The sequence below is a fragment of the Nocardia aobensis NBRC 100429 genome (genome assembly GCF_000308375.1).
Taxonomy (GTDB): domain Bacteria; phylum Actinomycetota; class Actinomycetes; order Mycobacteriales; family Mycobacteriaceae; genus Nocardia; species Nocardia aobensis.
Genome location: NZ_BAFQ01000160.1, coordinates 1 through 23,033 on the forward strand (window position 1 = coordinate 1; position 23,033 = coordinate 23,033).

A 23,033-nucleotide genomic window follows, 5' to 3' on the forward strand; every position below is an offset into this window, starting at 1 on the left:
ACCCGGACCGCGGAACGCACTCGAGTCGCCGAACCGCAGCCCCGCCGCGGCCGGCCGCAGCCGCCGAGCGATGTGCCCCCGCATCCGCGGCCGAACGTGCGCTACCGCGACCGCTGAGCCGAACGTCGCGGGCACCGAACCGGTTACGGCTCGGCCCGCAGCGGTCATCCCCGAAATCCCCACGCCCACTCATCGTCTCGCCCCGGCGAGCCGTTACCGTTGCGCCCCAAGCGGTTCCGCGATCGGGCGGAAACGTGTAGATGCAGCGACGGAGATTCAGCGGCGGCCGGTGGTGCGCAGTTCGCGCGGGAGGGCGAAGACCAAGGTCTCGTTCGCGGTGGTGACGGGCTGGACCTCGCCGTAGCCGTGTTCGGCGAGGAGGTCGAGCACGCCGCGCACCAGGATCTCGGGAACCGAGGCGCCGGAGGTGACACCGACGGTGGTGACGCCCTCGAACCAGGCCGAGTCGACCTCGCGGGCGAAATCGACCAGATAGGAGGCGCGCGCGCCCGCGTTCAGGGCGACCTCCACCAGCCGCTTGGAGTTGGAGGAGTTGCGGGAGCCGACGACGATCACCAGATCGCATTCGGGCGCCATCGCCTTCACCGCGACCTGACGGTTCTGGGTGGCGTAGCAGATGTCGTCGCTCGGCGGATCCTGCAGATTCGGGAAGCGCGTGCGCAGCCGCTGCACCGTCTCCATCGTCTCGTCCACCGAGAGCGTGGTCTGCGACAGCCAGATCACCTTGTTCTCGTCGCGCACCTCGACGCCGTCGACCGCGTCGGGGCCGTCGACCAGCTGCACGTGGTCGGGCGCCTCACCGGCGGTGCCCTCGACCTCCTCGTGGCCCTCGTGGCCGATGAGCAGGATGTCGAAGTCGTCGCGGGCGAAGCGCTTGGCCTCCTGGTGCACCTTCGTCACCAGCGGGCAGGTCGCATCGATGGTGTGCAGATTGCGGGCGGCGGCGGATTCGTGCACCGCTGGCGACACGCCGTGCGCGGAGAAGACCACCACCGCGCCCTCGGGCACCTCGTCGGTCTCGTCGACGAAGACCACGCCGCGCTCGCGCAGGGTCTCGACCACGTGGCGGTTGTGCACGATCTCCTTGCGCACGTAGACCGGCGCACCGTGCTTCTCGAGGGTGCGCTCCACGGTTTCCACCGCCCGGTCCACACCCGCGCAGTAGCCGCGTGGTTCGGCGAGCAGCACCCGCTTGCCCGCGCCGGCACCGGCCGCATCGGCCGACCGGGCGATTCCGACATTCAGGGGGATAGCCGAGGACATGTTCACAGCTTACGTGCGCCGGCCGACGGGGAAAGTCCAGCCCGCGAACCGCGGGTACGGCGGTGTGGCGGGACGCGCGACAATGGAACACGTGAACTCTGTTCTTTGCATCACCGGCCGTTTCGGGCAGGCTAGGGACATGTTCCGACCTCCCTACCTGGCCCGGGTCGCCGCTGGGGCCGCCGTCTACGCCCTCGAGGAAACTCGCCGGTTACCCACTGTGGCAATCCATCTGCCGATCACCGCGATCAGCCAGTTGCTGCAGACCTCGATGCATCTGCAGCAGTTCGTGACCAGCCTCGCCCTCAAGGGTGACGAGGTCTTCGACCGGCTGGCCAATCGCCCGGTGGAGCAGCCGGAATGGGCCACCTTCGACGAGGATCTCGACGACGAGCAACCGTTCGGCAGCGGCGATTTCGGCGCGCGGGGCGACCGCGATCTCGCCGCCCGGCTCAGCCGCTTCGATCTGTTCGCCGAATCCGACCCGGCCGCGGGCGTCCCGGAGCCCACCGCGTCGGTCACTCCCTCGGCGACCAACGGCTATGCCGCATCTCACACTGCGGAATCGGGCACTACGGAAGCGGCCACCGCCGAAACGGACACGGCGGCCACCACCGACGCCGATGCCGACGAAACGGGGACGAACTCCGTCGAAACGACCGGCGAGGACACGGACAACCCCGGAACGGACAACCCCGGCACCGCGGCGCCGGCGGAACCGCGCGGAGTGATCGAACCCGAGGTCGCCGCCCGGTACGGCTACGCGAATATGACGCTGGCTCAGCTGCGGGCCCGGCTGCGCATGCTCAGCGCCGAGGAGTTGGCCGAACTGCTGGCCTACGAGCAGCAGACCCTGGATCGGGCGCCGTTCGTGACCATGCTGACGAACCGGATCGCCACCGTGCAGGCCAAGTGACCGACTCACACGCCGACGCGCCGGCCGCCGGGGCCCGAGCCTCCGGGGAACCGGCGCGTTCTGCTGCCCGCCCCGCCAACTCGGCCGAACAGCCGTGGCCGGTGCGCACCATCGCGATGAAGGTCGCGCAGTGGATCGACCGGCTCGGCAGCGTCTGGGTGGAGGGCCAGATCACCCAGATCAATCTGCGCCCCGGCACCCGCACCGCGTTCCTGGTACTGCGTGATACCGCCGCCGACATGTCGCTATCGATCACTTGCGATCCGCAACTGCTGCGCGCCTCGGCCGTCCCGCTGCAGGAGGGCAGCCGGGTGGTGGTCTACGGAAAACTGTCGTACTTCACCGGCCGGGGCACGATCTCGTTGCGCGTCACCGAGATTCGCCCGGTCGGCATCGGCGAGCTGCTGGCCCGCATCGAACGTCTGAAGGCGCTGCTGGCCGCGGAGGGGTTGTTCGATCCGCGGCTGAAGCGGCCGATGCCGTTCCTGCCCAAGGTGATCGGCCTGATCACCGGTCGCGCCAGCGCCGCCGAACACGACGTGGTGACCGTGGCCCAGCAGCGGTGGCCCGCGGTGCGTTTCGAGATCCGCAATACCGCCGTGCAGGGTCCGACCGCGGTGCCGCAGATCCTCGACGCGCTGGCCGAGTTGAACGATCACCCGGAGGTCGAGGTGATCGTGCTGGCCCGCGGCGGTGGCAGTGTCGAGGATCTGCTGCCGTTCTCCGACGAAACCCTGTGCCGCGCCATCGTTTCCGCGACCACCCCGATCGTCAGCGCGATCGGACACGAGCCGGACAATCCGCTCTCGGACTACGTCGCGGACCTGCGCGCGGCCACCCCCACCGATGCGGCCAAACGGCTGGTTCCCGACGCCGCCGCCGAACTCGCGGGCGTCCGGGAACTGCGCGCCCGTTCGGCCGCGGCATTGCGCGGCTGGGTCGATCGCGAGGCGCGCGCCCTGCAGCAGCTGCGCTCGCGCCCGGTACTGGCCGATCCGCTGCGGATTCTGGACCAGCGCCACGACGAGATCGAACGGCTGCGCACGGCGGCCCACCGCGCCGTCGAACACTGCCTCACCAGCCAGGCCACCACCGCGCGCCATCTGCGCGACAAGCTCACCGCGGTGGGCCCGACCGCCACCCTGGCGCGCGGATACGCTGTCGTGCAACGGGTTACCGGTACGGAGCGCCATGTCGTCCGCGCCGTCGCCGACTCCCCGCCGGGCACGCAATTGCGTATCCGGGTCGCCGACGGCGCGATCAGCGCCGCCGCCCTGGGCAGTCAGGCCCTCGCGAATCCCATACCGGCCCAGCGGGTTACGGACCGGCCGGCACCGGCATCCGAACAGGAGGAACGGTCATGACCGAGAGCGACGTCACCGAAATCGCGACCTTCGGCTACGAACGCGCCCGCGACGAATTGGTCAACGTCGTGAAGATGCTCGAACAGGGCGGAATGGACCTCGACGATTCGCTCGCCCTGTGGGAACGCGGCGAGGCACTGGCCAACCGGTGCGAGGAACATCTCGCCGGAGCCCGCCGGCGGGTCGAGGACGCCCTGTCCCGGCGCGGCGGAGACCAGGACTGAGCATGGATATCCGTCGCGTCGTCCCGGATCTGCGGGTCGCCGATCTGGAACGGGCCCGCGTCTTCTACCGGGCGCTGGGCCTCGACGAGGTGATGGATCTCGGCTGGGCGGTCGGGCTGGCCTCACCGAGCAATCCGACCGCGCAGATCCTGCTGATCGGCGCCGACGCCGAGGACCCGCAGCCGGCCATCAGCGTCGAGGTCGCCGATGTGGACGCCGCGCACGAGGCGATGGTCGCGGCCGGGGCCGAGGTGGTCTACGCGCTGCGGGACGAGCCGTGGGGTGTGCGGCGGTTCTTCGTCCGCGATCCGGACGGCACGGTGGTCAACGTCGTGAGCCACCGCTGAGCCCGGTAGCAGGGGCTCGAAGTTGTAGCAGCGCTCAGGGCCGGAGCGGGGCCGCGGCGTCCACGGCCTGCGCGAGCGTCAGATAGGCCGCCTCATCGGCCGCCCCCTTGAGCAGCACGCGGCTCTGTCCGAAGTCCGAGATCCAGGCCGACTCGCTGCCCTGCACGTGGTACACGGTCCACTTCTGATTGCCCACCATCCGGGACCCGGACGGGCTGCGGGTGTCGACGACGTGGGCGGCCAGCGCGCTCTCGCTCGCGTTGCTCTGGCTCAGCTGCAGGTAGGTGCCGTTGGAGGTGATGAAACCGACCGTGCTGACGGTGCCGCCGCCGGATCCGGTGACGGTGTCACGACTGCCGGAATTGGCCTTCCAGTCCGCCGGCACAGCGGGGTCGCGAATCGGGAAGGGCAGCGCCTTGGCGTCGTCGTGCAGGGCCGACTGGACGTCGAAGTTCGGCACCTGACCGGGCGTGGGTCCGTGCGCGGAGAAGCTGCACTGGCTGGCCACCGCGGCCAGCACCACGCAGATCAGTACCAGCGGGATCAGCGACCAGATCAGATCCCGGTAGTCGTTGAGGATGCGTGGTTTCTGCGACACGACCCAAGTATCCACGCGCCGCCGAACCCGCCGAGCCTCGCCCTCGGGCCGGGAGGCCGACATCACAGCGGTCCCCACCGGCGCGGACGCTCTTCCCGCGAAGTGGAACAGCAGTACCTGAATGGCGGATCCGACCGTTCTGCGACAATTCACGCAGCAATACACAACCCGAGGAGGCACCGTCATGACGGCACCCACACCCGCAACCAGTCGCCGCCGCGAGGCCCCGGACCGCAACCTCGCACTGGAGTTGGTCCGGGTGACCGAAGCCGGTGCGATGGCCGCGGGCCGCTGGGTCGGCCGCGGTGACAAGGAGGGCGGCGACGGGGCGGCCGTCGACGCGATGCGGCAGCTGGTGGCCACCGTCTCCATGCGCGGCACCGTCGTGATCGGCGAGGGCGAGAAGGACGAAGCCCCGATGCTCTACAACGGCGAGCCCGTGGGCGACGGGACCGGTCCCGAGGTCGACTTCGCCGTCGACCCGATCGACGGCACCACGCTGATGTCCAAGGGGTCCCCGGGTGCCATCTCGGTGCTGGCCGTTGCCGAACGCGGCGCCATGTTCGATCCGTCGGCGGTGTTCTACATGGAGAAGATCGCGGTCGGCCCGGAAGCGGCGGATGTGATCGACCTGTCCGCCCCCATCGCGGAAAACCTGCGCCGGGTGGCCAAGGCCAAGAATTCGCTGGTCTCCGACCTCACCGTCTGCGTGCTGGACCGGCCCCGCCACGCCCGCCACATCCAGGAGGTTCGCGACGCGGGTGCGCGCATCCGCCTGATCTCCGACGGCGACGTCGCCGGCGCCATCGCCTGCGCCCGCCCCGAATCGGGCACCGACATGCTGGTCGGCATCGGCGGCACCCCCGAGGGCATCATCGCCGCGGCCGCGCTGCGCTGTATGGGCGGTGCCCTGCAGGGCAAGCTGGCCCCCACCGACGACGCCGAGAAGCAGAAGGCGCTCGATGCCGGTCACGACCTCGACCGCATCCTGACCACCGAGGACCTGGTCTCCGGTGAGAACGTCTTCTTCTCCGCCACCGGCGTCACCGACGGCGACCTGCTGCGCGGCGTGCGCTACTACAGCGGCGGCGCCTCGACCCAGTCGATCGTGATGCGCTCCAAATCCGGCACCGTGCGCATCATCGACGCCTACCACCGCCTCACCAAGCTGCACGAATACGCCTCGGTCGACTTCGTCGGCGACGAGGACGCGATTCCGCCGCTGCCGTAATATCGGCCTCCGCTTCGCTGCGGCGGGGTTTCGGCCCCTTGGCCTCGATTTTTCACTCCTCCGCTCAGTCGCTGCGCTCCCTCCCTCCGTCGCTCCAAAATCGAGGCGGCCGAAACCCGTTGACAGGTAACAGCCTCGATGGGGAGCTCCGGGGAGGGAACGCGGCGGTGGGGCTGGTGGCTCACCGCGCCGATTCGATCATCAGATACTCGAGGTGGGCCGTGTCGTCGGAGTTGTCACCGATGTCGACGACGGCGACGAACTCGCGGTCTTCTGCTTGGCGCTGCAACAGACCCCACGAGTGGGCGAGATACCAACCGGCGCCGGTGGTTCCGCGCGGTCCCAAGCCGGCGCAGAAGATCCGGTATCGGCCGGGGTACAGATCCGGATCCGGTCGCACTCGCGCGATGACACCGACGCTGTGGCCGTCGCGCGAGCCGTACCGGCTGCCGTCGGCCAACGCCACCTGTTCGATGCGACGACCCCGGCCGTCGAGATCGAACAGCGGCCGCTCGACGTTGTCGAGATACCTTCGCGTGCACGCGTTGCCGGTGAGTCCGAAGCTGATGTAAGGACGCTCACCGTGTGCGACGACCTCGCGATCGCTGCGGACGTCGGCCGGGAAACCGGCATGGCGCTGGAGCATCGACAGCACGTACAGCAGCCCGCGAAACTCCTTCTCCGGCAAGGCCGCCAGCACATCCGAGCGGTGGTCGGCCGCGATCGCGCGAATCTTGCGCTCGAACGAATACCGATCGGACGCCGCGAGCGCCCGGCGTGCGCGCGCCGACCGCAGCGGCAGCTTGAATGCCGGGTACACGAGAGTGACACCGCTGGTGAGCATCTCGGCTCCGAGAAAGGCCGCGAGTTCGACGTCGTCGGGCGGGAGACTCGGCTCGTCCACGCCGATCGCGACCGGTGTGGGCTCGGTTGCCGTCCGGAACAAACTCTCGATCGCCCAGCCGGGGAACATCTCGGCCAGCACCCGGCAGTGGTAGTCGCGTGGAAGCCCGACCATTTTACCCGAAAGCCATTGATAGAACTGGGTTTTCGCGGGCCCATAACCGGGCGGGACGGGCGGGTCGAGTCGTGCGGCACAGGCGTCGTAAGCGGCCAGGAAATCCGAGTGACTCTTGAGATGCCGCTCCGCCAGCAGCGTTTTCAGCACGGTAGCCAAGGAAACCCCCTTACCCCAGCGACCACCGCCCCGCGGCGGCGACCCGAACAATCGGCCCTACCCGGTACAGCTATGGCAAAGGCGCGGGACGTTCCGCCCCACCCGATCGACGGCCCGCATATCCATTAAGCGCCCTGACACCGTTGCAGGGCAACGCATCTCCGATCCGCTTTTGTCCGTTTTCCCACTGGTACGGCGGTTGCGGGCGACCGGCCGCTCGGCGCGGCGGAATCGATAACGGACAAAAACGAACTCGAGAGGCCGCCCCGCGGCGTGTTTCCGGGACGTTAATAGAAGTTGCGGGACCCCGGCGCGATTCGGGAAGCCCGCCGGGTTGTACACGATCTCAGCAGCAGTCAGGAGGCAGCGCCATGCCGACCATCACGTCCCTCTCCCCGTCGTCGGGCCCCACCACAGGAGGTACCAGCGTCACGATCACCGGTACCGGATTCACCGGTCCGACCACCGTCCGATTCGGCACGACCGCAACGACTTTCACGCTGAACTCATCGACGCAGATCACGGCGATCGCCCCGGCCGGCTCGGTCGGCGCCGTGCAGGTCACCGTCACCACCTCGGCAGGCACCAGCAACGGCGCGACGTACACCTACCTCGCGGTGCCGGCGTTGAGCGGCATCAACCCCGGCCAGGGGGCGACCACGGGCGGGACGACGGTCACGCTCACCGGGTCGGGCCTGACGGGAGCCACCGCGGTGAATTTCGGTACGACTCCGGCGACCTCGTTCACCGTCGATTCCGACACCCAGATCACCGCCGTCGCCCCCGCCGGCACCGGGATCGTGTCGGTGACCGTCACCGGGCCCGGCGGTACCAGCAACTCGGCCACCTACATCTACGTCGTCGTACCGAGCATCACCTCCATCTCCCCGGCCTCCGGGCCGACGACGGGAGGCAACAACGTGACGATCACCGGCACCGATTTCACCGGCCCGCTGACCGTCCGGTTCGGCACGACCGCCACGACGTTCACCGTGAACTCCAGCACCCAGATCACCGCCGTCGCGCCGGCCCATGCGGCGGGCACGGTGCAGATAACGGTCACCGGCTCGGGCGGAACCAGCAACGGTCTCGCCTACACCTTCGTCTGACGGCAGAAGCTGTCTCGGTCCGACGACAGTGCGTGCTGCCGCGCCCGCGGTCCGGCCGAACCGCCGGTATTCCGCCGATTCCTGTGCGAAAAGCCTCAGGCGTGGCAGCCCACTCCATCGTTCAACCGGCTTAGTGTCGAGTTATGACCGACGACCAGACGCAGTACCGCATCGAACACGACACCATGGGCGAGGTCCGCGTTCCGGTGAACGCGTTGTGGCGGGCGCAGACGCAGCGGGCGGTGGAGAACTTCCCGATCAGCGGCCGCGGCCTCGAACGCGCTCAGATCCGCGCCCTCGGCCTGCTCAAAGCCGCGTGCGCGGCGGTGAACCGGGATCTGGGGCTGCTCGACGGTGTGAAGGCCGAGGCGATCATCGCCGCTGCGAACGAGATCGCCGAGGGCCGCCACGACGACCAGTTCCCCATCGACGTCTTCCAGACCGGCTCCGGCACGAGCTCGAATATGAACGCCAACGAGGTGATCGCGAGCCTGGCCGCCGCCCGGGGCGTCACCGTGCACCCGAACGACGACGTGAACATGTCCCAGTCGTCCAACGACACCTTCCCCACCGCGACGCATCTGGCCGCCACCGAGGCCGTGGTGAAGGAGCTGCTGCCGGCGCTGGATCATCTGCGGCTGCGGCTGCTGGACAAGGCCACCGAGTGGCGGACGGTGGTGAAGTCCGGCCGCACCCACCTGATGGACGCCGTCCCGGTGACCCTCGGCCAGGAGTTCAGCGGCTACACCCGGCAGGTCGAGGCCGGAACGGAACGCCTGGTCGCCGCCCTGCCGCGGCTGGGTGAGCTGCCCATCGGCGGCACCGCGGTCGGTACCGGACTCAACGCGCCCACCGGCTTCGGTGCGAAAGTCGTTGCGGAACTGCGCAAGACGACCGGACTGGACGAACTGGCCGAGGCTCGCAACCATTTCGAGGCCCAGGCCGCGCGCGACGGCCTGGTCGAGATCTCCGGTTCGCTGCGGACCATCGCCATCAGTCTCACCAAGATCGCCAACGATATTCGCTGGATGGGTTCCGGACCGCTCACCGGGCTCGCGGAGATCCAGCTGCCGGATCTGCAGCCGGGCTCCTCGATCATGCCCGGCAAGGTGAATCCCGTTCTGCCGGAAGCCGTGACGCAGGTCGCCGCCCAGGTGATCGGCAACGATGCCGCGGTGGCGTGGGGTGGCGGCAACGGCGCCTTCGAACTGAACGTCTACATCCCGATGATGGCCCGCAACGTCCTGGAGTCGATTCGATTGCTGGCCAACGTGTCTCGCCTCTTCGCCGACAAGTGCGTCGCCGGCCTCACCGCCGATACCGAACGGCTGCGCCGGCTCGCGGAGTCCTCGCCGTCGATCGTCACCCCGCTGAACTCGGCCATCGGCTACGAGGAAGCGGCCGCCGTGGCGAAACAGGCACTGCGCGAGAACAAGACGATTCGGGAGACGGTCGTCGACCGCGGTCTGATCGGCGAGAAGCTGTCGGAGGAAGAGCTGGATCGCCGGCTGGACGTGCTGTCGATGGCGAAGGTCGAGGACCAGGACTGATCGCACGATCTCCGGATCCGGCCGCCGCGACGCGCTCGCGCCGACAGGCCGGATCCGGACTTGCGGCTCAGGCCGCCACCAGCGCCGGATAGTCGCGCAGATCGATGTCGTTGGCGGCATTGTCGCTGTATTTCAGCATCAGGTCGAACATTCGCGAGCCGAGGAACCAGTTGCGCATCCGGATGCCGCGGGCGGTGCGCGGCGCGAGGAAGCGGCCCGCGTTGCTGTTGCCCGCGATCTTGGCGTAGCGCTTCATCAGTTCGTTGTAGCGGGCGAAGGCGGCCGTATGGTCGCCGTCGGCCAGCGCCAGCTCACCCGCCAGCACGTAGGCGCCGACCACCGCCAGCCCGGTTCCGAAGCCGCCCAGGGTATTTCCGTAGGCGGAGTCACCGACCAGCGCGACCCGGCCCTTGGTGTAGCCCTTCTTCATCCCCACCTGGCCCAGCGAATCCAGGTAGAACGAGTCGAGTTCGGACAGTTCGGCCATCATGGCGGGCACCGGCCCCCCGGCACCGGCGAAGGCGTCCGCCAGGACGCGGCGTTGCGCCGCCTCGTCGTGCCGGTCGAAGGTGAGCGGTTGGGCGGCGAACATGTACATGTGCGCGGCCTTGTTCCCGCCCCGGACCGCGAGCCGTCCGGGTTCGTTGTAGGCCTCGGACCGGTTACGCTGCCGCGGCCCGTTCGGGTCGTGTCCCCAGCCGGCCGCACCCGCGGTGCAGTAGTAGTAGCCCAGCTGTTTGACGTAGTCGGCCTCGGGGCCGAAGGCCAGGGCGCGCACCCGGGAGTGGATGCCGTCGCATCCGACCACCAGATCGAAGGTCCGCGCGGGGGCGTTCTCGAATTCGACCTCGACGCCGGCGGCGGTCTCACGCAGCGCGGTCACGGAGTCGCCGAACATGTATTCACAGCTGTGCGCGGTGCGCTCGTAGAAGATCTCGGCCAGGTCGCCGCGCAGGATCTCCACATCGCCGCCGGTGAAATCGCCTGATATGACGGCCAATTCGCCGCCCTCGGCGTCGGTGAGGATCATATCGGTCTTGCCGGTCTGCCGGCGGTGGATCTCCTCCCACACGCCCATCCGCTCGAGCACCGTGCGGTGGGTGGCGCCCTTGAAGTCGACGGCCTGACCACCGGCCCGCAATTCGGGCGCCCGCTCGACGACGGTGACGGCGAAGCCGTAGCGCTGCAGCCAGTAGGCCAGCGCCGGGCCGGCGACGCTCGCACCGGAGATGAGAACTGTCGTATTCCGCATGATGACCCCTCGATCAGTAACTGTGTCTGCCGGACGCTAATTAGCGTATGCTGGACGCAGTTTTCCGTCAAGCCGGAATTCGGAGAGGATGGCGTCATGACCGGACCGACTGCCCACGAACTGCTGTGGGGGAATTCGCAGCGCCCTCGGCGCGGCCCCAAGCCGTCGCTGTCGCTGGAACGCATCGTCACCGAGGCCATCGCCCTGGCCGATGCCGACGGGATGGCCGCCGTCTCGATGCAGCGGCTGGCCGAGCGGCTGGGCTGCGCCAAGATGGCGCTGTATCGCTATGTACCGGGAAAGGCCGAGCTCACAGCCTTGATGCTGGACTACGGGATGGGACAACCGCCGGAGGTCACGGTCGCCGACTCGGATACCGAACCCTGGCGCGAGGCGCTGCGGCAGTGGACAGAGACGATGTACGAGCGGTATCGGGCGCATCCGTGGACCATCGAACTCACCGCCGGTGCGCGACCGCTCGGCCCGAACGAACTGGGCTGGATGGAGGCCGCACTCGCGCCGCTGGCCGGCACCGGACTACGCGGCTCCGAACGCCTCGACACCGTGGTGCTGCTGAACGGCCACATCCGCAGCCTGGTGCAGCAGACCGCTTCGACCGGACCCGAGCAGGCCGAGAGCGAAATAGCCCGCCAGGTCGGCGAGGTCCTGGCCGCCCACGCCGACCGCTACCCCGAGGTCGTGGCGGCCTTCTCCGACACGTCCGAGGACGGTCGCAACGCGGCCCTGAGCTACGGCATCGAGCGCATTCTCGACGGTGTGGCCGCCCTGATCGCCCGGCGGCGGGACTGAAACGCGTCGAACACCCGACGACGAGCCGAAACGACCGCGATCATCCCCCGTCCGCGCCCCCGCACGCCTACAGTCGGACTATGGCCGAATTACCGGAGCTACAACAGAACGCCGTGACCACGGTGCGCGAGTTCTTCGCCGCGATGGAAATGAGCGCGGTGAACGAGGCGCTGGATCTGCTGGATCCCGACATCGTCTGGAAGAACACGTCGCTGCCCGATATCCGCGGCATCCATCGCGTCGGCGCGGTACTGCGCGGGCTGAGTCGCGACGCGTTCGGTTTCCGCGCCGATATGCACCACATCGCCGCGGAAACCGATGGCGCCCCCGCGGTCGAGGGCGAGACGGTCCTGACCGAACGCACCGATTACCTGCGCATGGGCCCGCTGGAAATCGGGTTCTGGGTCTGTGGCACGTTCGAACTCGTCGACGGCCGCATCACCCTGTGGCACGACCACTTCAGCTGGGAGAACTTCCTGCGCGGCACCGCGGCGGGGATCTGGAACCTGGTCCGCCGGCGCTGATCACGCGCAGCCGAGCGGCGCCCGGCGCTGCCGGTCGTGGTGCGCGCACCCGCACACCACGACCGTCGCGACATCAGCCGCGCAGGTGGCCGATCTCCGCTCGGGCCGCCTCACCTGCGGTGCCGAAGTCGGTGCGCGAGAAGATGTTCCAGCGTTCCAGCAGGGGTGTGAAGACCAGCTCTCCGGCGCGCTTGGGTTCGTAGATGCCGGCCTCGGCCAGGACCTCGGTGCTGTTGCGGCCGTCGCGCAGAGTGAGTTCGGGAACGCGGAACTCGGCGATCCGATCGGCGATCGCCCGTATGGCCTGATCCGGCACCAGCTCCAGCGCCGCGGCGACCAGATTGCCGAAGAACGCCGACTGCAACTCGTCGTCGAGCGCGATCCGGTCCGCGATGGCGGTCACCATCGAATTCTCCTGCAGCGCCGCGATATTGCGGTGCCGCACCGCCGAGGCGGACTCCTCGAAGGCGCACAGCGCCAGCACATCCAGCAGGTGCAGCGGCGGCCGGCGGAAGCCGGTGGTCATATGCTCCATCCGCGCGCGCTCGAGTTCCACCGGATCCACCGCCCGCGTCACCATCAGATAGTTGCGGATGAGGATCTCGTGGCGGTTCTCCTCGGCCGTCCAGCGGCCGACCCAGCGCCACCACGGGCCCGTGCGCAGGTGCTTGCCGAGCTCGCGATGGTACGACGGCAAATTGTCGGCGATCAGCACGCTCACGGTGAGCGCAACCGTGGCAACCTCACCCAGGGCGGCCTGTTCGGGATCCCAGTCGACGCCGCCGAGGAAGCCGAAATTGCGTCCGTCACTGAAAGGCACGTACTCGTGCGGCTGCCAGACCTGCGCCAGCTCGGTGTGGCGCCGGAGATTGTCTTCCACCGCATCCGCGAGCGATTCCAGCAGCTCACGATCGGTCAACTGAGTTTGCACCACGACAAGGTACCGACTGTTCGGGCGAAGCGGGGGAATTACGCGCGGACGCCGTGCGATACACAGCGGCGCGGGCGCGAGACCGTGAGGATGTCTCGGCGCCGCGCCGCGCGGCGTCCTACTTGGTGGTCACCGTGGTCTGCCGGTCGGCGGAGTTCCAGGTGATCGTGCCGCCGGTGAAGTCGCTCTCCTTACCGGTCGGGTTGTCCTTCTCGTCGCTGGTCGGATAGCCGAGCTTGCCGTTCACGCCGCCGTTGCCCTCCCAGGCGGTGCGGATATCGCCCCACACCACGTGGGCGTCGGTCTGCTGGCTCCAGCAGATCGCACCGCCGGTGAACTCCTGGCAGGAACCGCCGTTGGGGCCCTCGACCGCTGCGCCGGTGGGCTCACCGAGCGGGCTCTGCACAGCGCCCATCTCGGTGTACTTGGTGAGGATGTGGCCGGAGACCGCGATCTCCTGTCCGTTCTGGGTCGCGATCTTCGTCTCCGAGGCCGCGGCGCCCGGAGTCGTCGTGCCCGGAGCCGTGGTGCCCGGAGCCGTGGTGCCCGTCGCCATCGCGCCGGTGGTTTCGGTCATGCCGGCATGGGTGGTGGTCCCCGAGCTGCTGTTGTCGTTGTTGTCGTTGCTGCAGGCGGCGGTGAACAGCAGCGCCGTCCCGGCGAAGGCCATCACGACGGCGGCGGAACGTCGAGCGATGTGGTGCATGTTCATCCTCTCGGAAGGTGAAGGCAGGCGGTGCCGCGCATGCGGTACCACCGACCCACAGGCCGGCGCTCGGCAATGGTCCGGCGAACCTATCTGAAACACCGACAACCACGTCGAGCAGGGTTCTTGCGGAAATATACCCGCGACCGTGTGAGCTGAACCATATTCCGAATGTTTGCTGGGACACACCTTTTGCCGCCGAGGCGGTAGCGGAACATGTCCGCTACCGCCTCGGGGTTTCGCTCGGCCGACCGTCTCAGGCGTTCGGCCCGTACTCCTCCAGCATCTCGGTGACCAGCGCGGCGATCGGCGAGCGCTCGCTGCGGGTCAGGGTGACGTGGGCGAAAAGCGGGTGGCCCTTGAGCTTTTCGATCACCGCCGCGACACCGTCGTGGCGGCCGACCCGCAGGTTGTCGCGCTGGGCGACGTCGTGGGTGAGCACCACCCGCGACCCGCTGCCCAACCGGCTGAGCACCGTGAGCAGCACATTGCGTTCCAGTGACTGCGCCTCGTCCACGATCACGAACGAATCGTGCAGCGACCGGCCGCGAATGTGGGTGAGCGGCAAGACCTCCAGCATGCCGCGGGCGAGCACCTCCTCCATCACCTCCGGGCTCGCCAGGCCGTCGAGGGTGTCGAAGACCGCCTGGGCCCACGGGCCCATCTTCTCGCTCTCACTGCCCGGTAGATAACCCAGCTCCTGACCGCCCACCGCGTACAGCGGCCGGAAGACCACCACCTTGCGCTGAGAACGCCGCTCCAGCACCGCTTCCAGGCCCGCGGTGAGCGCCAGCGCCGACTTTCCGGTGCCGGCCTTACCTCCCAGCGAGACGATGCCCACACTCTCGTCCAGCAGCAGATCGAGGGCGATGCGCTGTTCGGCCGAGCGGCCGTGCAGACCGAAAGCCTCCCGATCGCCGCGCACCAGCTGCACCCGCTTGTCCGCGGTCACCCGCGCCAGCGCGCTGCCGTTGGCGCCGAGCAGCCGAATCCCGGTGTGACAGGGCAGGTCCCGGGCTTCGTCCAGATCGATGACCGAATCGGCGTAGAGCCGGTCGACGCAGTCGGCGCCGACCTCGAGTTCGGCCATCCCGGTCCAGCCGGAGATCACCACGTCCTGGGCGTGGTATTCCTCGGCGGGCAGGCCCACCGCGCCCGCCTTCACCCGCAGCGGAATGTCCTTGGACACCAGCACTACTCGCTGCCCCTCGGCGGCGAGGTTGAGCGCGCAGGCGAGGATTCGGGAATCGTTGGTGTCGGTGCGGAACCCGACCGGAAGCACCTCCGGGTCGGTGTGATTCAACTCCACCTGCAGCGTGCCGCCCTCGGTCCCGATCGGGACCCGCAGGTCCAACCGGCCGAATTCCAAACGCAGATCGTCGAGATTGCGCAGGGCTTCGCGAGCGAACCAGCCGAGTTCGTGATGGTGCCGTTTGGCCTCCAGTTCGCTGATGACCACCAGCGGTAACACCACGTGATGTTCACCGAAACGCGTCATGGCCCAGGGGTCGGACAACAACACGGAGGTGTCGATCACGAAGGATTTGCGGGGCGAGGTGCCGGCTCCCTTTCCGGAGCCTCCGCTCTTGTCGGAGCGGGCTTTCGAGGGAGCGATGACGGAGCGTGCATCAGTCACGGTGGGCTCCTTTGTTGTCCGTGCCATACCCGCACGGACGTTCTCGCTGGGCCGGTCCGCCCTGGGGTCAAACGACCCGAGGGCCGGGTACCGGCCCTCTCGTACTGAGTTGCTCAGCCACGATCAGAACCTCCCGGACGAGCCACAACGACGCGGCTCGCACTTCGACGGTACTGCGATTTCGCGATTCCGGCTCCCGAGATGGCAGGCGTGTCGATGAATAGGTAGTGAACGCCGACCGGTAGCTATCGGTCAGCTACAGAGTTGCCCGGCTACTCGCCCGAACCCGCTAGAGTCGCTACATGAGCGATGTGGCAGAGCTGGAGAAGCTGTCGTCGAAGGAACTCCACGACCGCGCGGTCAAACACGCCGTCCGGCACGGCGACGTCAAGTTCCTGTGGCGGCTGCTGGAGCAGATTCCGGCGGCGGCGGCCGCCACCGGGAACATCGGCGAGAGCGAGGCGGACATCAAATACGTACTGCCGATGCTCGACGACTACGTGCACGCCGGCGAGGGCAAGATCGCCGAGGCGTTGCGGCCGTTGTACATCGAATACCTGAGCACCCGCGACTGACCGCTCCCGGGCCTTCCGGCCAAACCCGCGGGCACCCGCGCCGCACGGTCGCGAAGCGAAAAGCCCACGCGCACAAGGCGACTCACAGATCGACCCCGGCGGCCTGGCCGGCTACCGGGGTCGATCGCGCTGCGGTGCGGCCTCAGCCGAGCAGCTTCCAGTCCTCCAGGCCGTCGTAGAGCGGGAAGTCCTGGGCCAGCTTGGACACTCGCGCGCGCAGGGACCCGAGGTCGGCGTTGCCCGCCAGCGCGGTGGCGATGATGTCGGACACCTCGGCGAATTCGGTGTCGCCGAAGCCGCGGGTGGCCAGCGCGGCGGTGCCGATGCGCAGGCCGGAGGTGACCATCGGCGGACGCGGGTCGAACGGAACAGCGTTGCGGTTCACCGTGATTCCGACCTCGTGCAGCAGATCCTCGCCCTGCTGGCCGTCCATCTGCGAGTTGCGCAGATCCACGAGCACCAGGTGCACATCGGTGCCGCCGGTCAGCACGGTGACGCCGTTACCGGCAACATCGGCGGCGGTCAGGCGCTCGGCCAGGATCTTGGCGCCGGACAGGGTGCGCTCCTGGCGCTGCTTGAACTCCTCGGTGCCCGCGATCTTGAAGGCGGCGGCCTTCGCGGCGATCACGTGCATGAGCGGACCGCCCTGCTGGCCCGGGAACACGGCGCTGTTGAGCTTCTTCGCGTATTCCTGCTTGGCCAGGATCAGACCCGAACGCGGACCACCGAGGGTCTTGTGCACGGTCGAGGACACCACATCCGCGTGCGGCACCGGCGAGGGGTGCAGACCGGCGGCGACCAGACCCGCGAAATGCGCCATATCGACCCAGAGGTAGGCGCCCACCTCGTCGGCGATCTCGCGGAAGGCCGCGAAGTCCAGGTGACGCGGGTAGGCCGACCAGCCGGCCACGATCACCTTCGGCCGGACCTCGCGCGCCTGCTTGCGCAGCTCGTCCATGTCGACGCGGTGGTCTTCCTTGCTCACCCCGTAGGCGTGCACCTCGTAGAGCTTGCCGGAGAAGTTGAGCCGCATCCCGTGGGTGAGGTGACCGCCGTGCGCCAGATCCAGGCCGAGCAGTTTCTCGCCCGGATTCATCAGCGACATCAGCACCGCGGCGTTGGCCTGCGCGCCCGAATGCGGCTGCACGTTGGCGAATTCGGCGCCGAACAACTCCTTGACCCGCTCGCGCGCGAGGTTCTCCACCACGTCGACGTGCTCACAACCGCCGTAGTAGCGGCGACCGGGATAACCCTCGGCGTATTTGTTGGTCAGCACGCTGCCCTGCGCCTGCAGCACCGCGCGCGGCACGAAGTTCTCGGAGGCGATCATCTCGAGGGTGTCGCGCTCACGGGCGAGTTCGCCCGCCATCGCGGCGGCGAGCTCGGGATCGAGATCGGCGAGCGACTGGGTGTTGACAGAGGGGGCGGTCGTCTGGGTCACGCGCACAGTCTATGTGGTGGCCCCCGGGCGCTCCGTCGTGGCCCGCAACGGCACCGGGCGCGGCGACCGCGATACCCGCCGAGATGTAATAGCGACTGCACACCGGCCGTTGCGCCCCCATAATCCGGGGCTGCCCGCTTCGTAAAAAAGGCGTAACATTCGCCGCGCTGTCGACGACTGTGACAGCGTCATCGACTCATTCGATCACATCAGGGGTTCACATGCTGTTTTTCACCGCGGGTACCGGTAACTCGATTCAGGACATGCTTTTCGCGATCCTGAAGTCCGCCTGCACCATCTCCTCCGGCGGCAACGCCGGTTGTGCGGGCTGGGGCGCGTAGTAGCGCCGAGACCCTTCGGCCGGATTCGCGAGTCGGGGCGCGGATCCGGTCGGTATTCGGAATCGGAATTCCGACGAATAGATCGATAGCCCCGAATCGGATAGTGCGATACCGATCACGGTCACCATTGTTTGCGCAGCGCCGCCGGGGTCAGCGGCTCGTCGAGCAGCCGGCCGAAGCGTGCCACCCGATCGCCGGCGTCGACCGCGCGATCCAGCCACCCGCCCAGCAGGCGATACCCCTCCACATAGGTGCTGATGTAGGCCCGCCACAGCGGTGAGGACAGAAAGCGCAGGGACTGCCGCGCGCGTTCGGGGGTGGTCAGACTCCAGCGCTGCAGGAATTCGGCGACCTCGTCGGCGCCGCGACCGCGATCGTGCAGCAGCAGCGCCGCATCCTGGCGGACCGCGAGCAGTTTCGCCGAGGCATTCGAGAGTCGTTGTGCGCGTTCGCCGTCGAATCGCAGACCGAGGTCGGCATAGATTTCCTGCGCCCAGATTCCCCAGTCCGGCCCGACGATCGATTTCAGCGCCAGATCGGCCAGCCCCTCGGCCATCAGACATTGCGGCGTGTTCACCACGAACAACGTCTGTTCGTCCTGTCCGGCCGCGACGAGCCCCGCCTCTTTGCGGCAGTGTTCGGTGTGGTGGCCCGGATACGCCTCGTGCGCGATCAGCGCCGGCAGCTGCGCCATATGTTGTTTGAGATCGGAATTGATCGCGACCCGGGAGCGGAAATTACCGAGGTAGTAATTGAACCCCGACCACGGTTTGTCACCGACGATCTCGTATTCCACCTGCTCGTGATCCGGCAGCGGATAGCGTTCGCGCACCAACTCGCGCAGTGCGCCCGAGAATGCCTGCACACATTCGGTGAGGCGGTGCGGCGGAATCTCGTCGGCGCGCCGATGCGCGGTCATCCGGTCCAGCAGCGGGCCGTCACCGGCCAGCACCTCGTCGAGTTGCCGATGCGCGTCCCGGTAGTCCTCGACGTCGCCGAGTGCGATGTCGACGTCGAAATAGGACCGCACCTCGTCGATGAAGGAGATGTCGTCGCCGGCGAACTTGCGTCCGGAGCACTCCAGCGCCCGCAGGTGCGCCTCCAGGAATTCGGTGCGCTGCTCGCTCAGCCCGGCCTCGGGCAGTTCCTTGCGCAGGGCCACCGCCCGGTCCGCCAGCTCACGCGGCTGCGGCGCGGGCGCCGACTCCACGGCTCGGCGCAGCGCGGGATCACCGGTGTAGGCGTCGACGAAGCCTGGTTCCAAGCGATCGAATGCCAGTCCCAGGCGCAGATATTCGGTGACGAGCGGATGCGCGTGCATGACATCCGACGATAGCCGCTTCCCTCTTCCCGGCCTCGTCGGCGACCGAAACCCGGCGGTGGGGAGAGAAATGTCACCGGGGGTTACCGGCGAGTAATAACACCCCGCGTTCGGCACTGTGCCCACCCCGAGGAGAATTCGCCTATGCGAGGACTGTCGAGCGCATTTCGCCGCGCCGGGCACGGCACAGGTTCACCGGTGACGTCGTTACGGGTGGTGGCACGCCCGCCCGGCGCGGGGTCTCCGGACCGGGAGCGTGCGTAGGTGGGCCGGATGAGCGAGCCGAGTCCGTATGTCGAATTCGATCGCAAACAATGGCGCACCCTGCGTAAATCGACTCCACTGATCCTCACCGAGGAAGAACTGATCGGCCTGCGTGGTCTCGGCGAGCAGATCGATCTCGAAGAAGTCGCCGAGGTCTATCTGCCGCTGGCCCGGTTGATCCACCTCCAGGTCGCCGCCCGGCAGCGACTGTTCGCCGCGACCGCGACCTTCCTGGGTGAAACCCACCCCGACCATCAGGTGCCGTTCGTCATCGGCATCGCGGGCAGCGTGGCGGTCGGCAAATCGACCACCGCCCGCGTATTGCAGGCACTGCTCGCACGCTGGGATCACCACCCGCGCGTCGACCTGGTGACCACCGACGGATTCCTCTATCCCACGGTCGAGCTCACCCGGCGCGGCATCATGCATCGCAAGGGTTTTCCGGAGAGCTACAACCGCCGCAAGCTGCTGCGTTTCGTCACCGAGGTCAAATCCGGTGCGCCCGAGGTGTGCGCGCCGATGTATTCGCATATCGCCTACGACATCCTGCCGGACCAGTTCCACTGCGTGCGCCAGCCCGACATCCTCATCATGGAGGGGCTCAACGTCCTGCAGACCGGGCCGCGGCTCATGGTCTCGGACCTGTTCGATTTCTCGATCTACGTCGACGCGCGCATCGAGAACATCGAGCGGTGGTACGTGGATCGTTTTCTCTCCCTGCGGAAAACGGCGTTCGCGGACCCGCAGTCGCATTTCCACCACTACGCGAAATTCAGCGATTCCGAGGCGACCATCGCCGCCCAGGAGATCTGGAACGCCACCAACCGGCCGAATCTGGTGGAGAACATCCTGCCGACGCGGCCGCGCGCAACCCTGGTGCTGCGCAAGGACTCCGACCACAGCATCAACCGGATTCGCCTGCGCAAACTCTGATCCGGTTCCGCGTCACGCCGGCCAGGCCGCGTCGAGCCGGGCGGCGACATCGATGTCGCGGACGGCCGCGATATGCGGTTTGCGGATCTCGTTGGCCACATAGCGGGCGACGAACCGGCGGATCTCGTGATCGACGCTGGCCAGCAGCCGCAGCAGTTGGCCGCGCCGGGTCGTGGTGGCCACATCGATGCGCACATCGCCGGGGTGCGGTTCGGCGATGTCGATGACGATCCGCAGCGGTGCCGCGGTGCGGACCGTCAGGTGGACGTGGACGAAGCCGGTGACGTCGAAGCGGTGACGATCGACGGCCAGATCCAGCAGCAGATCGATATCGAGCGGTATGGCGAGCTCGAAACCGACGACCTCGCCGACCGAGCGTTCCAGTACCGGATCACCGAGCTGCACCTGCGCGGAGGCCTTCGCCAGATGTACCGGCCCCACCCCGATCGGGCCGAAATCGAATGCGCTGCCTGCCAATTGGGCGAAAACAGCGGCGATCCGCTGTTCGGAGGCGGCATAGGCCACGAATCGCCGGCCGAATTCGGCATAGGTGACGTAGGGCACCGGCGTTCCGGCCACCTCCGTCGCACCGCCCGGCCCGGCCCGCATCTCGCTCATGTTCGCGACGGTACGCGAGCGCGGCGCCGGATCGGGGGATGATCTTGCAATGCAATACATCCTGCGCCGGGCCGTTATCTGCGGCCCGTCCGCTCACACCCCGTAACGGCGATGGCGTGCGGCGTAGTCGCGCAGTGCGCGCAGGAAGTCGACGCGGCGGAACTCCGGCCAGTAGGCCTCGGTGAACCAGATCTCGGAGTAGGCGCTCTGCCACAGCAGGAAACCCGAGAGCCGCTGCTCCCCCGAGGTGCGGATGACCAGATCCGGATCGGGCTGGCCCGAGGTGTAGAGATGCTGGCCGATGGCGTTGACCGTGATCGACTGCACGAGGTCCTCACCGGTCTCCCCGGCCGCGATCTCCTGCCGGACCAGCGAGCGCACCGCGTCGGCGATCTCCTGGCGGCCGCCGTAGCCGATGGCCACGTTCACGTGCACACCACCGCGACCGTGCGTTTCGTCGGCAGCCTTCTCCATGCGGCGCGCGACGTCCTCGGGCAGGCCCTTCAGCGACCCGACGATGCGCACACCCCAGTTGTTCTCCGGTGCGGACAGTTCCTCGACCACATCGGTGATCACCTCGAACAGGGTTTCCAGTTCGTCGGCCGAGCGGCTGAGATTCTCGGTCGACAGCAGATACACCGTCACCATCTCGATGCCCTCGGCCTGGCACCAGCCGACCAGTTCGGCGATCTTCAGCGCACCCACCCGGTGGCCGTGGGTGACGTCGGTGAAGCCGTTCTCCCGCGCCCAGCGGCGATTTCCGTCACAGACGACCGCGACGTGACGCGGATGCTGTTTGCCTGCCAGCTGTTTCGACAGCTGCGCCTCGTAGATGCGATAGGGCAGGTTGCGCACCTTACCGCTGAGCACCCGACTAGCAAGCTTCACGGCTGCCAACCTTATCCACCTCTCGCGTGCCGCCCGAGTTCTCCGCCAATTCTGCTGCGCAGTGAGGGCAGCGGACGCCACGATCAGTTCCCCGGTTCCGGTCGACCCTATCGCGGCGGCGTCCGGCACGCGGAGCCTACTGCCGGTACAGTGACTGGAGAACTAACCTACGCAACCGTAGGTTACTCAGGAGGTAACCAGTGTCCGAACGGGTGAGCTCGGCAAATCCGGTCCTCGGGAAGGTGTCCGCGCTCGAGCATCTGGCCGAGGAGGGTCTGCGCACCCTGGCCGTCAAGCCGCGGATGCGCGGCTGGATCCACACCTACGCGGTCGGCGTCGCGGCGGTCGCCGTGGCCGTGCTGGTCGCCGCCGCCGCGACCGTGTCCGCGACCGCGGGCTGGTCGACACTGGTCTACGGCGTGACCGTCTGCGGCATCTTCGGCATCAGCGCGATCTACCACCGGGTGACCTGGCAGTCCGCGCGCACCCGGACCCGCATGAAGCGCGCCGACCATTCGATGATCTTCCTGTTCATCGCCGGCAGCTACACCCCGTTCGCGCTGCTGGGACTGCCCGGCCGCACCGGGATCACCCTGCTGAGCGTGGTCTGGGCCGGCGCCGTGGCCGGGGTGGCGTTGAAAGTGCTGTGGCCGACCGCGCCGCGCTGGGTCGGGGTGCCGCTGTATCTGCTGCTGGGCTGGGCCATCGTGCCGGTCGCGGCGACACTGACCCACAACGTGGGTGTCACGCCGATGGTGCTGCTGTTGATCGGCGGCATCGCCTACAGCGTGGGGGCGATCCTGTACGCCGCCAAATGGCCGAATCCGTGGCCGGAGGTCTTCGGTCACCACGAATTCTTCCATGCGGCAACGGTTCTCGCGGCCCTGTGCCATTACGTCGCGATCTGGTTGGTCGTATTCTCGTAGGGCAAGATCACCGGTAACCTGCCACGGCCACGTGCGCGGGTTCTATGCTCGTTCGTGCTGTACGTCC

Annotated in this window: 23 protein-coding genes; 12 read left to right on the forward strand and 11 right to left on the reverse strand. The window is 67.9% G+C overall.

From position 1 onward, the window contains the following. Positions 1-276: 276 nt before the first annotated feature. Entirely contained in the window at positions 277-1,284 is a 1,008-nt protein-coding gene (locus RJ03_RS20825; protein ID WP_036505007.1) for a 4-hydroxy-3-methylbut-2-enyl diphosphate reductase, read from the reverse strand. A gap of 139 nt (positions 1,285-1,423) precedes the next feature. Here RJ03_RS20825 and RJ03_RS20830 point away from each other — a divergent pair, with 139 nt between their 5' ends. The 4 genes from RJ03_RS20830 to RJ03_RS20845 all read left to right on the forward strand — a co-directional run bounded on the left by RJ03_RS20830 (position 1,424) and on the right by RJ03_RS20845 (position 4,135). After that, the gene (locus RJ03_RS20830) at positions 1,424-2,200 is read left to right on the forward strand and encodes a lipid droplet-associated protein (RefSeq protein ID WP_036505010.1); all 777 of its coding nucleotides are present in this window, start codon (positions 1,424-1,426) and stop codon (positions 2,198-2,200) included. A 116-nt stretch (positions 2,201-2,316) separates the two neighbouring features. Then, a complete protein-coding gene (xseA, locus tag RJ03_RS20835; protein ID WP_218000986.1) occupies positions 2,317-3,564 on the forward strand; it encodes an exodeoxyribonuclease VII large subunit in 1,248 nt (415 codons plus the stop codon). Further along, positions 3,561-3,788, forward strand: coding sequence for an exodeoxyribonuclease VII small subunit (locus tag RJ03_RS20840; protein WP_036505013.1), 228 nt, complete (start codon positions 3,561-3,563; stop codon positions 3,786-3,788). Before xseA ends, RJ03_RS20840 begins: the two co-directional genes overlap by 4 nt. Positions 3,789-3,790: 2 nt before the next feature. Next, a complete protein-coding gene (locus RJ03_RS20845) occupies positions 3,791-4,135 on the forward strand; it encodes a VOC family protein (protein WP_036505016.1) in 345 nt (114 codons plus the stop codon). 34 nt (positions 4,136-4,169) lie between these two features. Here RJ03_RS20845 and RJ03_RS20850 read toward each other — a convergent pair whose 3' ends face one another. Then, positions 4,170-4,733, reverse strand: a complete 564-nt coding sequence (locus RJ03_RS20850) for a DUF4245 domain-containing protein (RefSeq protein ID WP_245552344.1) — start codon at positions 4,731-4,733, stop codon at positions 4,170-4,172. A gap of 184 nt (positions 4,734-4,917) precedes the next feature. Here RJ03_RS20850 and glpX point away from each other — a divergent pair, with 184 nt between their 5' ends. After that, a complete protein-coding gene (gene glpX, locus RJ03_RS20855) occupies positions 4,918-5,964 on the forward strand; it encodes a class II fructose-bisphosphatase (protein ID WP_036505036.1) in 1,047 nt (348 codons plus the stop codon). Positions 5,965-6,145: 181 nt separating this feature from the next. Here glpX and RJ03_RS20860 read toward each other — a convergent pair whose 3' ends face one another. Then, the gene (locus RJ03_RS20860) at positions 6,146-7,141 is read right to left on the reverse strand and encodes a hypothetical protein (protein ID WP_157163467.1); all 996 of its coding nucleotides are present in this window, start codon (positions 7,139-7,141) and stop codon (positions 6,146-6,148) included. Positions 7,142-7,512: 371 nt separating this feature from the next. Here RJ03_RS20860 and RJ03_RS20865 point away from each other — a divergent pair, with 371 nt between their 5' ends. Further along, on the forward strand, positions 7,513-8,250 hold the full coding sequence (locus RJ03_RS20865) for an IPT/TIG domain-containing protein (RefSeq protein WP_063065182.1): 738 nt from the start codon (positions 7,513-7,515) through the stop codon (positions 8,248-8,250). Between the two features lie 143 nt (positions 8,251-8,393). Next, positions 8,394-9,800, forward strand: a complete 1,407-nt coding sequence (locus tag RJ03_RS20870; protein WP_036505022.1) for a class II fumarate hydratase — start codon at positions 8,394-8,396, stop codon at positions 9,798-9,800. A gap of 67 nt (positions 9,801-9,867) precedes the next feature. On the opposite strand, the gene RJ03_RS20875 is transcribed toward RJ03_RS20870, so the two are convergent. Continuing rightward, positions 9,868-11,052, reverse strand: a complete 1,185-nt coding sequence (locus RJ03_RS20875) for an FAD-dependent monooxygenase (protein ID WP_036505023.1) — start codon at positions 11,050-11,052, stop codon at positions 9,868-9,870. A 96-nt stretch (positions 11,053-11,148) separates the two neighbouring features. Between RJ03_RS20875 and RJ03_RS20880 the strand changes: the two genes are divergently transcribed. Then, entirely contained in the window at positions 11,149-11,862 is a 714-nt protein-coding gene (locus RJ03_RS20880; protein WP_036505024.1) for a TetR/AcrR family transcriptional regulator, read from the forward strand. Between the two features lie 80 nt (positions 11,863-11,942). Next, positions 11,943-12,386, forward strand: a complete 444-nt coding sequence (locus RJ03_RS20885; protein WP_036505026.1) for a limonene-1,2-epoxide hydrolase family protein — start codon at positions 11,943-11,945, stop codon at positions 12,384-12,386. A gap of 73 nt (positions 12,387-12,459) precedes the next feature. Here RJ03_RS20885 and RJ03_RS20890 read toward each other — a convergent pair whose 3' ends face one another. From RJ03_RS20890 to phoH2, 3 genes are all read right to left on the reverse strand, one after another. After that, positions 12,460-13,317, reverse strand: a complete 858-nt coding sequence (locus tag RJ03_RS20890; protein ID WP_036505040.1) for an acyl-ACP desaturase — start codon at positions 13,315-13,317, stop codon at positions 12,460-12,462. 118 nt (positions 13,318-13,435) lie between these two features. Then, positions 13,436-14,023 (reverse strand): LGFP repeat-containing protein, encoded by a 588-nt coding sequence (locus RJ03_RS20895; protein ID WP_036505042.1) that lies wholly within the window; start codon positions 14,021-14,023, stop codon positions 13,436-13,438. A gap of 256 nt (positions 14,024-14,279) precedes the next feature. After that, on the reverse strand, positions 14,280-15,659 hold the full coding sequence (gene phoH2 / locus RJ03_RS20900) for an RNA 5'-3' helicase PhoH2 (RefSeq protein WP_174372330.1): 1,380 nt from the start codon (positions 15,657-15,659) through the stop codon (positions 14,280-14,282). A gap of 302 nt (positions 15,660-15,961) precedes the next feature. Between phoH2 and RJ03_RS20905 the strand changes: the two genes are divergently transcribed. Next, positions 15,962-16,234: a hypothetical protein gene (locus RJ03_RS20905; RefSeq protein ID WP_036505027.1), complete on the forward strand. Its 273-nt coding sequence runs from the start codon at positions 15,962-15,964 to the stop codon at positions 16,232-16,234. Positions 16,235-16,376: 142 nt separating this feature from the next. On the opposite strand, the gene glyA is transcribed toward RJ03_RS20905, so the two are convergent. After that, the gene (gene glyA / locus RJ03_RS20910) at positions 16,377-17,675 is read right to left on the reverse strand and encodes a serine hydroxymethyltransferase (RefSeq protein WP_036505046.1); all 1,299 of its coding nucleotides are present in this window, start codon (positions 17,673-17,675) and stop codon (positions 16,377-16,379) included. 462 nt (positions 17,676-18,137) lie between these two features. Then, complete coding sequence (locus RJ03_RS20920; protein ID WP_036505029.1) at positions 18,138-19,337, reverse strand: hypothetical protein; 1,200 nt, start codon at positions 19,335-19,337, stop codon at positions 18,138-18,140. Positions 19,338-19,601: 264 nt separating this feature from the next. On the opposite strand from RJ03_RS20920, the gene coaA reads away from it, so the two are divergent. Continuing rightward, a complete protein-coding gene (gene coaA, locus RJ03_RS20925; protein WP_036505031.1) occupies positions 19,602-20,534 on the forward strand; it encodes a type I pantothenate kinase in 933 nt (310 codons plus the stop codon). A 12-nt stretch (positions 20,535-20,546) separates the two neighbouring features. Here the strand turns inward: coaA and RJ03_RS20930 are convergent, their stop codons facing one another. Beyond that, positions 20,547-21,152 (reverse strand): hypothetical protein, encoded by a 606-nt coding sequence (locus tag RJ03_RS20930; protein WP_051024968.1) that lies wholly within the window; start codon positions 21,150-21,152, stop codon positions 20,547-20,549. 93 nt (positions 21,153-21,245) lie between these two features. Further along, positions 21,246-22,040, reverse strand: a complete 795-nt coding sequence (locus RJ03_RS20935; RefSeq protein ID WP_051024970.1) for an isoprenyl transferase — start codon at positions 22,038-22,040, stop codon at positions 21,246-21,248. Between the two features lie 302 nt (positions 22,041-22,342). Between RJ03_RS20935 and trhA the strand changes: the two genes are divergently transcribed. After that, the gene (gene trhA / locus RJ03_RS20940; RefSeq protein WP_051024972.1) at positions 22,343-22,966 is read left to right on the forward strand and encodes a PAQR family membrane homeostasis protein TrhA; all 624 of its coding nucleotides are present in this window, start codon (positions 22,343-22,345) and stop codon (positions 22,964-22,966) included. Positions 22,967-23,033: the final 67 nt, after the last annotated feature.